The sequence below is a fragment of the Streptomyces sp. NPDC059874 genome (assembly GCF_042731135.1).
Classification (GTDB): domain Bacteria; phylum Actinomycetota; class Actinomycetes; order Streptomycetales; family Streptomycetaceae; genus Streptomyces.
Window position 1 is genome coordinate 40,178 of record NZ_JBHWJY010000014.1, and the last position, 12,484, is coordinate 52,661.

Annotated in this window: 13 protein-coding genes; 3 read left to right on the forward strand and 10 right to left on the reverse strand. The window is 69.7% G+C overall.

The annotated features are described in order from the left end of the window. Positions 1-40: 40 nt before the first annotated feature. The 4 genes from ACFV9H_RS10980 to ACFV9H_RS10995 all read right to left on the reverse strand — a co-directional run bounded on the left by ACFV9H_RS10980 (position 41) and on the right by ACFV9H_RS10995 (position 4,414). A complete protein-coding gene (locus ACFV9H_RS10980) occupies positions 41-895 on the reverse strand; it encodes a carbohydrate ABC transporter permease (RefSeq protein WP_385396276.1) in 855 nt (284 codons plus the stop codon). Next, positions 892-1,707: a carbohydrate ABC transporter permease gene (locus ACFV9H_RS10985; RefSeq protein ID WP_385396444.1), complete on the reverse strand. Its 816-nt coding sequence runs from the start codon at positions 1,705-1,707 to the stop codon at positions 892-894. Before ACFV9H_RS10985 ends, ACFV9H_RS10980 begins: the two co-directional genes overlap by 4 nt. A gap of 202 nt (positions 1,708-1,909) precedes the next feature. Continuing rightward, complete coding sequence (locus tag ACFV9H_RS10990; RefSeq protein WP_385396278.1) at positions 1,910-3,217, reverse strand: ABC transporter substrate-binding protein; 1,308 nt, start codon at positions 3,215-3,217, stop codon at positions 1,910-1,912. 180 nt (positions 3,218-3,397) lie between these two features. Continuing rightward, positions 3,398-4,414 (reverse strand): hydroxyacid dehydrogenase, encoded by a 1,017-nt coding sequence (locus tag ACFV9H_RS10995; RefSeq protein WP_385396280.1) that lies wholly within the window; start codon positions 4,412-4,414, stop codon positions 3,398-3,400. Positions 4,415-4,590: 176 nt separating this feature from the next. Here ACFV9H_RS10995 and ACFV9H_RS11000 point away from each other — a divergent pair, with 176 nt between their 5' ends. The 3 genes from ACFV9H_RS11000 (at position 4,591) to ACFV9H_RS11010 (ending at position 6,588) form a co-directional block, all read left to right on the forward strand. After that, on the forward strand, positions 4,591-5,781 hold the full coding sequence (locus tag ACFV9H_RS11000) for an MFS transporter (protein WP_385396282.1): 1,191 nt from the start codon (positions 4,591-4,593) through the stop codon (positions 5,779-5,781). Positions 5,782-5,863: 82 nt separating this feature from the next. After that, the gene (locus tag ACFV9H_RS11005; RefSeq protein WP_385396284.1) at positions 5,864-6,115 is read left to right on the forward strand and encodes a DUF6213 family protein; all 252 of its coding nucleotides are present in this window, start codon (positions 5,864-5,866) and stop codon (positions 6,113-6,115) included. A gap of 122 nt (positions 6,116-6,237) precedes the next feature. Then, positions 6,238-6,588 (forward strand): hypothetical protein, encoded by a 351-nt coding sequence (locus tag ACFV9H_RS11010; protein ID WP_385396285.1) that lies wholly within the window; start codon positions 6,238-6,240, stop codon positions 6,586-6,588. 22 nt (positions 6,589-6,610) lie between these two features. Here ACFV9H_RS11010 and ACFV9H_RS11015 read toward each other — a convergent pair whose 3' ends face one another. The 6 genes from ACFV9H_RS11015 to ACFV9H_RS11040 form a co-directional block, all read right to left on the reverse strand. Beyond that, a complete protein-coding gene (locus tag ACFV9H_RS11015; protein ID WP_385396286.1) occupies positions 6,611-6,913 on the reverse strand; it encodes a putative quinol monooxygenase in 303 nt (100 codons plus the stop codon). A 110-nt stretch (positions 6,914-7,023) separates the two neighbouring features. After that, entirely contained in the window at positions 7,024-7,890 is an 867-nt protein-coding gene (locus tag ACFV9H_RS11020; RefSeq protein ID WP_385396287.1) for a geranyl diphosphate 2-C-methyltransferase, read from the reverse strand. A gap of 15 nt (positions 7,891-7,905) precedes the next feature. Next, entirely contained in the window at positions 7,906-9,234 is a 1,329-nt protein-coding gene (locus tag ACFV9H_RS11025; RefSeq protein WP_385396288.1) for a family 2 encapsulin nanocompartment cargo protein terpene cyclase, read from the reverse strand. A gap of 130 nt (positions 9,235-9,364) precedes the next feature. After that, complete coding sequence (locus ACFV9H_RS11030; protein ID WP_385396290.1) at positions 9,365-10,777, reverse strand: family 2B encapsulin nanocompartment shell protein; 1,413 nt, start codon at positions 10,775-10,777, stop codon at positions 9,365-9,367. Between the two features lie 436 nt (positions 10,778-11,213). Further along, a complete protein-coding gene (locus ACFV9H_RS11035) occupies positions 11,214-11,717 on the reverse strand; it encodes a hypothetical protein (RefSeq protein ID WP_385396292.1) in 504 nt (167 codons plus the stop codon). A 140-nt stretch (positions 11,718-11,857) separates the two neighbouring features. Next, positions 11,858-12,478 (reverse strand): nucleoside/nucleotide kinase family protein, encoded by a 621-nt coding sequence (locus ACFV9H_RS11040; protein ID WP_385396294.1) that lies wholly within the window; start codon positions 12,476-12,478, stop codon positions 11,858-11,860. Between the last annotated feature and the right edge of the window lie 6 nt (positions 12,479-12,484).

Genomic DNA, 12,484 nt, shown 5'->3' on the forward strand with positions numbered 1-12,484 from the left:
CCCGTCTCGGGTGGATGAATGGGGTCGTCGGACCGCCGGTCTACTTCACCGCTCCGGCGGTCAGGCCCGACCGCCAGAAGCGCTGGAGGCAGAGGAAGGCGATGACCAGCGGGATCACGGCGATGAGCGAGCCGGTGATGGCGAGGGAGTACATCTCGGGGCTCTCGGTGATCGAGATGTTCCACATGTGCAGGCCGAGGTTGACCGGGTACAGGTTCTTGTCGTTCAGCATGACCAGCGCGCCGTAGAAGTTGTTCCAGCTCGCGGTGAAGGAGAAGAGGAACAGCGTCATGAATCCGGGGGCGAGCATGGGCAGGGCTATCCTGCGGAAGGTCCGGACCTCGCCCGCGCCGTCGACCCTGGCCGCCTCGATGACCTCGTACGGGACGTAGCCCTCGGAGAAGACCCGGGCGAGGTAGACGCCGAACGGGTTGACGAGGGAAGGGATCAGCAGCGCCCAGTAGGTGTTGGTGATCCCCGCCTTGGAGGCCAGCAGGTACATCGGCAGGGTCAGCACCGCACCCGGTACCAGGACCCCCGCCAGGACCACGGAGAAGAGCCGCTCCTTGCCCACGAAGGCGTACTTGTCGAAGGCGTATCCGGCGGCGACGGAGATGAGCGAGGAGAGGGCGGAGCCGACGACGGCGTAGAGGACCGTGTTGAGCAGCCAGCGTCCGTAGATGCCGTCGTTGTGGGTGAAGACCTCGTGGATGTTGGAGAAGAGGTTGAACTCGCCGAGGGTGAAGCCGTTCGTGGCGAAGAGGTCGCGGCGGTTCTTGGTGGCGGCGATGAGCAGCCAACTGATCGGCATCAGCGTGTAGAGCGCCAGCGTGATCAGTACGGTGTTCACGGCGGTCTTGGAGGCCCAGGCGCGGGGGGCCCTTCGCGTGCTCATGATTCCTGCCACCGCTTCCCTGTCAGGGTGACGACGAAGGACAGAGCTCCGGCCACGACGGCGAGCAGCAGCGACGCGGCGGCCGCGCCGGCGTAGTCCTGGTCGATGAACGCCTTGCTGACGATGTACATGGTGGGCGACCAGTCGTTGCCGAGGGCCTGGGCCTTGTCGGAGAGCAGCTTGGGCTCGGTGAAGAGCTGGACGGCTCCGACGCAGGTGAACAGGACGGTCATGACCACCGAGGAGCGGATGATGGGCACCTTGATGCCCAGGGCGATGCGCCAGGCCCCGGCGCCGTCGACCGTGGCGGCCTCGATGACCTCGCGTGGTACGGCCTGGAGCGCGGCGAAGAAGATCACCATGTTGTAGCCGACCCACTGCCAGACGGCGATGTTGACCATCGAGGAGAGGGCGTGGCCGGGTGAGAAGAAGTTCCAGCTGCCGCCCGCGCCGTCGATCCAGTCGATCACGGGGCTGAGTCCGGGGGTGTAGAGGTAGATCCAGATGATCGCGGCGATCAGCCCGGGTACGGCGTGCGGCAGGAAGAAGGCGAGCTGGAAGAAGCGTTTGGCCCGCGCGTAGGCCGAATCCACCAGCAGGGCCAGGCCCAGCGCCCCGCCGATCATCACCGGGATGTAGAGCAGGCAGTAGCCGGCGACGTGCAGGAAGGATGCCCGGAACGTCGGATCGGAGAGCACCGCGGAGTAGTTGCCGAGACCCACGAAGGTTCGTTCGACGCCGCCGAACCCGAGCCCCGAGGACTGCTCCCTGAAGACGCTCATCCATCCCGCGTACACGACCGGCGCCACCATGACGAGGGCGAACAGGACGAAGAAGGGAACGAGGAACAGGGCCACGGCTCCGCGTTGGTTGCGGCGCAGCGCGCTTCCGGCGGGCGCCGCGATGGTGGCCGGGGTGGTGGGCGGTGATGCCACGGGGGGGGCTCCTTGGCGGTGCGGGGCTTCAACGAGGGGGTGGCCGCGAGCCGGGGGCTGCGGCGGCCACCCCGGCTGGTCACTTGGCGAGCTTGAGACCGCGGCTCTCGATCGCCGCCCGGGCCGATTCCTGCGCCTTCACCAGGCCGTTGGCCAGGCCGTTCTTTGCCGCCTCGTCCTTGAAGTCGGCGTTGACCTTGCCCCAGACCGGGCCCCAGGTCCATCCGGGGACGATGGTGGAGATCTGGTCACCGGTCAGCTTGTAGAGGTCCTGGCCGTCGAAGTACGAGGTGTCGAAGGCCTTCGCCGCCACCGCGGCCATGGCCGGGTTCGCGGGCAGGGCGCTGCTCGGGTTCTTCAGGGCGCTGATCCGGGCCTCCATCGCGGCCGGGTCCGTGGTCACCCACTTGATGAACTCGGCGGCCGCCTTGGTGTGCTTGCTGCCCTTCGTCACGGCGAAGCTGGTGCCGCCGTACATGCCGCTGGCCGGGGTGCCCCAGTTCGGGACGGGGGCGACACCCCACTTGCCCTTGAGGTCCGGCATGGCGGCGATCATGCCGCCGGCGCTCCAGGAGGCGCCGAGGATGCTGACGGACGTGCCGTCCGCCTTGGACTTGTTCTCCTCGGGCGTGCCGGCGCCGTGGTTGAAGACGAGGTCGTCCTTGAGCATGCCCTGCCAGAAGGCGGCGACCTTCTGGGACGGGGCGTCGTTGATCTCCGGCTTCCAGGCCCCGTCCTTGATCTGGAACCACTTGGAGCCGGCCTGCCAGGAGAGGGCCGCCTCCAGGGGGGTGTCGGTCGGGAAGGACCCGATGCGCGCCTTGGGGTCGGCGGCCTTGATCCTCTCGGCCGCGGCTCGGTACTCGTCCCACGTCTTCGGCACGGTCACGCCGTACTTCTCGAACAGGTCCTTGCGGTAGAAGTACACCTGCGGAGTGGCGTCGAAGGGGACCGACCAGGTCTTGCCGCCGAAGGTCACCAGGTCCTGGACACCCGCCGGGAAGCTCTTCCTGACCAGCTCGCCGGAGGTGGCCGTGAGGTCCTCCAGGTAACCCTGGCTCGCGAACTCCGGGACCATGCTGTACTCGATGGTCGCCACGTCGGGAGCGTCGCCCGCCTTGATCGCATTGCTGATCTTGCTGTAGCCGTCCGCGCCACCCGGTATCTGGGAGAACCGGACCTGGATGTCGGTGTGCGTCTTGTTGAACGCGGCGGCCGCGGCCTCGGCGCCGCTGGTCCAGGTCCAGTAGGTGAGGGTGACGGGCTGGCCGTCGTCCTTGGCGGCAGACGACGTGGCGGAATCAGAGCCGGCGCAGGCGGAGGTCAGCAGGGCGAGGGACACCGCTGCGGCCACCGCGCCGTGGGCACGCAAGGACTGAACCTTCATGTGAACTGCTCCTTGGCGAGTGGGCTGAACGGCTTGAATCATTCGCCCATGATTCTTGAACGTCAAGACCATGTGAACTATTGATCAAAACGATCGGATCGGATTGGCCGAATGCCCCGTTCCATGGTCGATCAGGTGTGACCGGGCCGGGCGCCCGGGGCCGAGCGCCCGGGTCGACCGTCAGGCCGTGCGGTCGAGTTCCTCGCGGTGGACCTCGTGCAGGAAGGGCAGGCCGGCGGCGTAGCGGATGATCTCCTCGACGGCCGAATCGGCCATGCGGTGCAGTTCGTTGCCGAGCGATCCCGCGATGTGCGGGGTGAGCAGCACGTTGGGCAGGTCGTACAGCGGGGAGTCGGCCGGCAGCACCTCCGGCTCGGTGACGTCGATGACCGCCTGGATCCGACCGGTGGCCAACTCCCGGGTGAGGGCGGCCGGATCGACGAGCGAGCCGCGGGCGGTGTTGATCAGGGTGGCGCCGTCGCGCATCAGCGCCAGCCGTCGCCGGTCGATCATCGACCGGGTCTCGGGCAGGGCGGGCGCGTGCAGGCTGACCACGTCGGAGATCCGGCACAGTTCGTCGAGGCCCACGCCTCGGACGCCGAGGGCCCGGGCCTGCTCCTCGCTCACGTACGGGTCGTACAGGACCGGTTCGAGATCGTACGGGCGCAGCAGCTCGATCACCCGGCGGCCGATCCGGGAGGCGCCGACGATGCCGACCGTCCGCCGATAGTTGCCCGCGTGGCCGTACCGCAGGTGCCAGGCGTGCTGGAGGCCGCGGACGCTGCGGTACTCGTCGCGGAGCTGCAACACCCGCTTGTTGGAGAGCAGCACCATGGCCACCGTGTACTCCGCCACCGGCAGGGAGTTCGCCTGCGCGGCCGAGGAGACGATGATGCCGCGCTCCCAACAGGCGTCGGTGACGAAGTGCTTGACGGAACCGGCGGCGTGGACGACCGCCTTGAGACGGGGTGCGGCCGCCAGCACGTCGGCGTCGACGGCGGGGGCGCCCCAGAAGGTGAACAGGATCTCGGCCTCCGCCAGGGCCGCCCCCACCTCGGGTCTGCCGAAGTCGTCGGCGACGAGCTCCGGGTCGAGTTCGGCCACCGCCCGGAGCCGGTGGGCCGTGGCGTCGTCGAACAGGCGGGGCAGAAGCTCGGGGGCCATCGCGAGCAGGACCCGCGGGCGGCGAAGTGGCATCTGGGGGTGCTCCTTGCGGCTGAGTGGGGCCGCGCCGACTCTACGAACTCGCGATTCGATCGTCAAGATCTATCAATCATATAGCTCTACTCGATCGAAACGATCGATAATCCTCGCGGCGCGCCGGATGCGTGCCGCCCCGGTCCGGGACGGCGCGCGGGGTTACCGTCGGCGCCATGGACGGTGATCGCCAAGGATGGCGTCAGTGCGTGCTCGGCGGGGTGGTGTTCGCCGTGTGCATGGCGGGCACCACGCTGCCGACCCCCCTCTACGGGCTCTACCAGGAGAAGTTCGGGTTCTCCGAACTGATCGTGACCGTCGTGTACGCCGTGTACGCCTTCGGGGTCATCGGCGTGCTGCTGCTGGCGGGCAACGCCTCCGACACCATGGGCCGCCGTCCGGTGCTGCTCGCGGGCCTGGGGTTCGCGGCGGCGAGCGCCGTCTGCTTCCTGTGCGCCACCGGGCTCGGTTGGCTGTACGCCGGGCGACTGCTCTCGGGACTGTCCGCCGGCCTGTTCACCGGCGCCGCCACGGCCTACGTGATGGAGCTGGCGCCCGACCGCGGCGCCTCCCGGGCCACGTTCGTGGCGACGGCCGCCAACATGGGCGGGCTGGGCTGCGGCCCACTGCTCGCCGGGCTGCTCGCGCAGTACGCCCCGTGGCCGCTCTACCTGCCGTTCGTCGTGCACCTGGCCCTGGTGGCCGGCTCGGCGGCCGTCCTGCTGCTGCTTCCGGAAACCGTGCGGGCGCGCCGGCCGTGGCGCACCGTACGCCCCCAGCGGCCCGGCCTGCCCGCACAGGTGCGGGCGGTGTTCGCGCCGGCGGCGATCGCCTCGTTCGTGGGGTTCGCGCTGTTCGGGGTGTTCACCTCGGTCAGCCCCGCGTTCCTCGCGCAGTCCTTGGACGTGCACAACCACGCGGTGAGCGGGCTGGTCGTCGCGGTCGCCTTCTTCGCCTCGACCGCCGGGCAGCTCGCCGTCGGCCGGGTCGGGGTCGGGCGGTCACTCCCCCTGGGTTGCGTGGGGCTCTTCATCGGACTCGCGCTGCTCGCCGGCGCGCTGCGGTGGGACCTGCTGCCGCTGGTGGTGCTGAGCGCGCTCGTCGGCGGGACCGGGCAGGGCCTGGCGTTCCGCGGAGCGCTGGCCGCGGTGGCCGCGGCCTCCCCCGCGGACCGGCGCGCGGCGGTGATCTCGACCCTGTTCGTGGTGGCGTACGCGGGCATCTCGGTGCCGGTGATCGGCGTGGGCCTGCTCGTGGCCCCGGTCGGGCTGGAGGGCGCGGGTCTGGTGTTCATCGCCTGTATGGCCGCCCTGGTCGCGACCGCCTTCGGCTACCTGCTCCGGCGGCCCGTCCGCGCGAGAACGTGACCGCAGGTCCGGAGGTTGGTGCCCGGCGAACCGGGTAAGCGCCCGATGGAACATTCGCTGTCGGCCGCGGGGAGGCGGTTTCATGATCCAGGTGACCATACCGCTGATTCCCACCGCACAGGGTGGCCCGCTGATCCCCGCCGACCAGGTCACCGCCCTGCTTCGGCGCATCGCGGTGGACTGGGTGCACTCGGTCGACACCGGCGAGATGGCGGCCGACGCCGGAACCGTGCAGAACCTGGCCGAAGTACTGAGCGAGCTCGCCGACAGCATCGACGTCGAATGCATCGCCTTCACCTCCGTCCCGGACCGCCAACCGCGCGCCTGGGAGTGAGACTGCATTCCGTGGGCCCGTCGCGTTTCCCCCGCCCTCGCGGCGGGGATGTAGGCGAAACGTGTGAGCGGTCCCGAACGGGGTAGCCGCAGACCAGGCACCGAGTCTCGGGAGGTGTGGCCATGGACGGCCCCGAGCTCTCCCAGCAGGAGCGCATGATCCTCGACGACATCGAGGCCAAGCTGCGTGCCGACCAGCTCCTCGACCGCAGGCTGCGGACGCTGCGCCGGGGCGTCAGGCCGTGGACGGGTTCCTGGAGCGACGCCCGCAGTCCCGGCCTCGTGCTCTACACGTGCCTGCTCGCCATATCCTCCGTGGCGGCGTTCGTACGGGCCGTGACCACGACTTCGACGGCGGCGCTCTGGGTCTTCGCCGCCTTGTGGGTTCCCACCGCGATCTGCCTGGTCCGACTGCTGTGCCGCTGGGGCCGCGCCGCGGCTGCGGCGGCGGCGGCCAAGCGTACGAAGACCTGACGGGCGGCGGCCGGCGCCGGGGTCAGGCCAGAGGGGCGGCGACGAGCTCGATGACCTCGGCGGGCCCCGCCCGGAATGCCGGGCTCGCGGCGTCGGCTTCGATCATGTGCGGGGTGACGTCGTGCGCGGCGAGCGCCTCCTTCGACGCCCACCGCTCGATGAGGACGAAACGGTCGGGCTCGCCGGTCACCTGGTGCATGTCGTACTGCAGGCACCCGTCTTCGGCCCGCACGATGGGCGCGAGACGCTCGAACGCGGCGACCTGCTCCGAGCCGCGGCCCGGAAGTGTGCTGATGTGGATGACGAGTTGCACCGGCTGTGACATGCCCCGGATCCTATCCGGCGCCCCCGCGCCGCCCGCCCGGGGGGCGACCGTCCGAGGCGCCGGAAGGGGCCGGGCCGTCGGGTGACGGTCCCGGCCCCTTCGGCTGTCGGTCAGACGCGGTCGGCCGCGATCAGGACGTATTGGAAGGAGCCGTCCTTGTAGGAGTTGATGAACGCCTCTTCGATGCCGGTGACCAGGGAGGACGTGGCCCGCAGCTCCCAGTAGGGCAGGGTCGCGGGAGTCAGGTCGATCACGGCCTGCGGTACGAGGCGGTTGTCGGCCATGGCGCGCAGGTACTCCCGGCGGGAGTGGATGTTGCACTCGAAGTGCGCGTTGATCTGGGAGACCCACTTCGAGGGCTGGCCGTAACGCGGGTTCCAGCAGCCGGTGATGGTCACGTAGCGGCCGCCCACCTGCAGGATGCGGGAGTGTTCGGCGAAGAGGTCGTGCAGGTCGACGTACATGCTCGACTCGTTGTTCCACGAGCCCGCGGCCTGACCGGTCTCGAAGGGCGTGTTGAGCATGTTGCAGACGCGGGCCCGGACGTGGTCCGCGATGCCGAGTTCACGGGCACGCTGGTTGCCGAAGTCGGCCTGCTTGGTCGACAGGGTGACGCCCTCGACCTTGCACCCGAAGCGCTGGTGGGCCATGACCATCGAGCCGCCGCGGCCGCAGCCGGCGTCCACGAGCGTGTCGTCGCGCCCGATGGGGCCGAGGTGGTCCAGGAGGACCTCGGCCTGCGCCGACTCCAGGCGGTGGAGCTCGGCGATCAGCTTCTTCTCGTATTCGCTGTCCTCGGTGTCGCCGAGGGCGGCGTGGTCGATGTCGCCGATGCCGTAGTGGTGGTGGTAAAGGCCGTCGACGTCGCCGAGCCGCAGGTTCACGGGCCGGGCTTCGTTGTTCCAGTATCGGGCGATGTCCCCCTGGTAGGCCGTCGCCGGGGCGGGGATGAAGGTGGAGAGATCGGTGCTAGTCATAGAAATGTCCCATCCTTACCAGAAATCGGGGAGGCTGTAGCGATAGGTGTTGGTCTGGTGCCAGTAGTGGTTGCCGTCGACCCATACGGCCACTCCCCGCAGGAAGCGCAGCAGGCTCGGTACGGGGCAGGCGGCGGCCAGGGCGGCGGATTCGGATTCGAAGTCGTGCATGAGCTCGTTGTGGACCTCGACCGCCTTCAGGTAGGCATCCCGCTCGGAGACGCCCTCTCGTTCGGCGATCACCACGGGCAGGTTCAGGTGCCGGCCGGGACTGGCGAGTTCCTTCGTGTACGAGTACAGGTCGTTGACGATGGTGCTGACGTTCCCGGCGAGCGCGAGGACCCGCTGCATGGCGGGCTGGGCGTGCAGGTCCGCCGGCAGTTCGTAGCCGCCGACGGTGTCGGTGATGGTCGGGCACGGGCGGAAGTTGTTGAACTGCCGCATCGCGAGGTACTCCCACACCTCGGGCATGTGGTCCGTCTGGGCCCAGGCGCCCTCGGCGAGGTACCCCAGGTGCAGACGGGCCATGTCGTGCCGGAACCGGTCGGCCTGGGAGGGGGTGGACTGTTGGACGAAGTACTCCATGGCGGACCGGTAGGAGCGCCGCGGGGCGTCCGCGTGGAGCGACTCCGCCCAACCGGGGTGGTACTCCTTCGTCGTGTGAAGGGGATCGAGGGCGGTGTGCGCCAGCAGCAGGCGGCCCCCGAGACCGATCGGCGAGCCTCCGTGGTCCTCGCAGTACATGTCGTCGACCGCGTTCTCGGCGACCATCAGCCGCGCGGCGATCATCAGGTGGTCGATGGTCGGAGCGTCCGGATGGCAGGCGACCATGTAGCGCCCGGTGGAGAATCCGTCGAACTCGCCTTCCCAGTCCTCGGGGTACAGCTCGATCTCGTCCAGCGCCCAGTCCTTGATCCTGCGACTGAGCTCCGCCACCCGCGCCGGATCGGGCTCCGGCACCGGGTGGTAGTAGAGACCCGGGATGTGGAGGGCCTCCACCGGAGCCACCGACACCTCGGCCTCCGGAGGCATCGGCGGCTCCGCGCGCCGAGCCAGACTCAGGGCCGCCGTGCCCAGGCCGCTGGGGCCGCGAAGGATCCGTTCCATGGCAGCGCTGGGACCCCCTTCGGTCACGGGGACCTCCACGGGGGCGTCCACCGGGACGTCCCCCGCGGCGGGGCCGCGACCGAAGGGCAGGGTCGGCGCGGAAGGCAGGGCGGCGGCGACATGGGCTGGGGCGTTGATGTGGGCGTTGACTTGGGCGTTGGCGAGGACATCGGCCCCGAAGCGGGCCGCGGCTGCGGGCAGGCTCGACTGCAGAGGGGAAAGCCCAGGATCGGGCATCCGTAACTCCTTGGTGAGGTGGTTGGGCTGTCCCGGATCCCGGGCGTGCTCGACCGGCCCGGGACGATCCGGGCCGTCGTGGCCGTGGTGGCCGGCGACGCGGCCGTCACGGCCGTCCGCCGGACACCCCCTAGTCGCGCCTACGGGCGATCTGTACGTTCTCCAGCACACCGAGCGCGTCGGGCACCAGGATCGCGGCGGAGTAGTAGGTGGTGACGAGGTAGGAGATGATCGCCTGCTCGTTGATGCCCATGAAGCGCACGGACAGGCCCGGCTCGTACTCCTCCGGCAGCCCGGTCTGGCGCAGACCGATGACGCCCTGGTTGTCCTCGCCGGTTCGCATGGCGAGGATTGAGCTGGTGTTCTCCCTGCTGATCGGGATCTTGTTGCAGGGCAGGATCGGAACCCCGCGCCACGCCGGGACCGACTGCCCGCCGACGTCGACGTGATCCGGGTACAGCCCGCGGGCGTTGAGCTCGCGCCCGATCGCCGCGATCGTCTTGGGGTGGGCCAGGAGGAGTTTGGTGCCACGGCGGCGGCAGAGCAGCTCGTCGAGGTCGTCCGGGGTGGGCGGGCCGGAGTGGGTCTGGATCCGCTGCTTGAAGTCGGCGTTGTGGAGCAGGCCGAACTCCCGGTTGTTGACCAGTTCGTGCTCCTGGCGCTCGCGCAGGGCCTCGATGGTGAGCCTGAGCTGCTCCTCGGTCTGGTTGTGCGGCCCGTTGTAGAGGTCGGCGACCCTCGTGTGGACCCGCAGCACGGTCTGCGCGATGGAGAGTTCGTACTCGCGCGGCTTGAGTTCGTAGTCGACGAAGGCGCCGGGCAGATCGGCCTCGCCGAAGTGGCCGGCCGACATCGCGATCTCGGCCTCGCCGTGCTTGTTCTGCCGCTGGTGGGGAAGGGAGCTGAACTGCTGGATGTGGGCCTGGAGGCCGGGGGCCGCGGCCAGCACGGCGGCGAAGTCGGCGCGGGACAGGGTGAGCAGGGTGCCGGGGGTCTCGGCTGTGGCGGTGTAGTCCCAGCCGGCCTCGCCGTCCAGCAGGGCGTTCTCGCCGAACCGGTCGCCGTCGGCGAGAGTGGCGACGGCGACCTCGTCGCCGTACTTGCCGACGGCGGTCTGGCTGATCCGACCGTGGGCGATCAGGTGGATGTGCTCGGCGGGGGCGCCGCGTTGGACCAGCACCTCGCCGGCGCGGAACTCGCGCTGCACGCACCGGCCGGCGAGCGTGGTCAGCACCTCCACGTCGTCGAAGCCCCGCAGCAGGGCCAGTTCGGCGAGTTCACGGGGAATCACCCGGACGTCGGCACCGTCCTGGACGAACTCGATGCGCCCGTCGCCGACGGTGTAGCTGAGTCGGCGGTTCACTCGGTAGGTGCCACCCTTGGTCTCCACCCAGGGGAGCATCCGCAGCAGCCAGCGAGAGGTGATCTCCTGCATCTGCGGGGCGGACTTGGTCGTGCTGGCAAGGTTGCGGGCAGCGGCCGTGCTCAGGCTGGACTGCCGGGGTTGGTCCAGCTGAGCCTCGGGGCTGGTGTCAACGGTCATCGGACGAGCTCTCCTTCTTAAGGGCGGCGATCAGCGCATGCGCGCATCACCGGTGAAAGAGGAAAAAGAGGGCGAATATCTGCGGATCCGTCCAGATCCGGGGGAACACTAGTGGTCCCTGCGCCCAAATGACCTTGATTGAACGCCGCTAGTACCTCGATGCAGTGATCTTGCCTTGTGTCGGGTTTGACCCGACTACCGACAGTATTCGGACAGAGGCGGGGCCCGCCTGGCGCGGAACTCCGAGACCAGCAGGAGCTTCACCCGATGGCCGATTCGGATCCGGCCAAGTGCGCCCCCGACCGCCCCCGGCGCCCGTTCACTCCTCCCGGCGGGCTCCTGAGCCCGAAAAGTCGGCCACGGCACACGGGAACGGCCCCGTCGGTGTCATACCGACGGGGCCGCGATCCTGCCGAGTTGCCGGCTGGGCGAAGCCTCAGCTCTTCGTCACGGAGGAGACGACGCATTCCTTGTACTCGCTGCCGTCGCCCTTGCCGGTGTACGGCGTCGTGGCCTCGGCCTGCTGGGACGCGCCCGCCTTGACCTTGAGAGCGGCCACCTTGGCCTGGGCGGTGGTCGCGGTCGACGTGGCGTCCCCGCGGAACTTCATCGTGATGTTGTAGGTGTAGTCCAGCGAACCGCTGTTGGTGACGGTGAGCCGGGCGACGAGGTTCTTGCCCTCCAGCTTGCAGCTGTCGATCTTGATGTCGCGCTCGGCCTTGTTGCTGCTGGAACCACCAGTGGTGGTGGTGCCGCCCGTGCTGCCGCTGGTGCCGGTGCTGCTGCTGTCGCTGCCGTTGCTGCCGCCGCCGGAGCTGCTGGAGTTGGAGTGCGAACCGCTGCTCCCGCCGCAGCTGGCGCCGTGGGAACCACGGGCTCCGGTGAGTGCGACGACGGCGATGCCGAAGACTGCGACCGCGCGGACATGACGAAGCTTCACGTTGAACCCCCGTTGGAATACCAGTAAGTGACAGGGCCCGCCTTGACGGGCGCATGCCACCCTAACAGCGGCCACGGACAGTCTCGTTCCATGGCGACTGCCTGCGCGAACGGACCGGCACGGAAAACGGAGGGGTTGCGTCAGCCCATCTCGAGGACGAGGTCGGCGCGGTGGCGGCCCGAGGCGACGAGGCGGGCGTTCGGTTCGTCCGAGCGGGCCACCCACGCGCGTGCGTACGCCGGTTCCTTGCCGTGGCGTACGTGCCGGTCGACCAGCCGCCGGACGCGCAGCGCCTCGTCCGGGGCGAGGTACCAGGCCTCGTCCAGCAGCGGCCGCACCGAGGCCCACTCCCCGGCGTCGTGCAGCAGGTGGTTCCCCTCGGTGATCACCAGCGGTACGCCCGGAGGGACGGGGACGCTGCCCGCGATCGGCTCCTCCAGGGAACGGTCGAAGGCGGGTGCGTAGACCGTGGCCCCGTCGGATCCGCGCAGGCGGCGCAGCAGGGAGACGTACCCGGCCGCGTCGAAGGTGTCCGGGGCGCCCTTGCGGTCGGCCCGTCCCAGCCGGGCCAGTTCGGCCTGGGCGAGGTGGAAGCCGTCCATCGGGACCACCACGGCCGTCTCCGGCCCGAGCGCCTCGGCGAGCCGGGCGGCCGGCGTCGATTTTCCGGCCCCCGGCGGCCCGGCGATGCCGAGGATCCGCCGGCCGCCTCGGGCGGCCGGCGCCGCCGCCCGCGCCACCTGTTCCGTCGTCGTCCGCACCTTCAC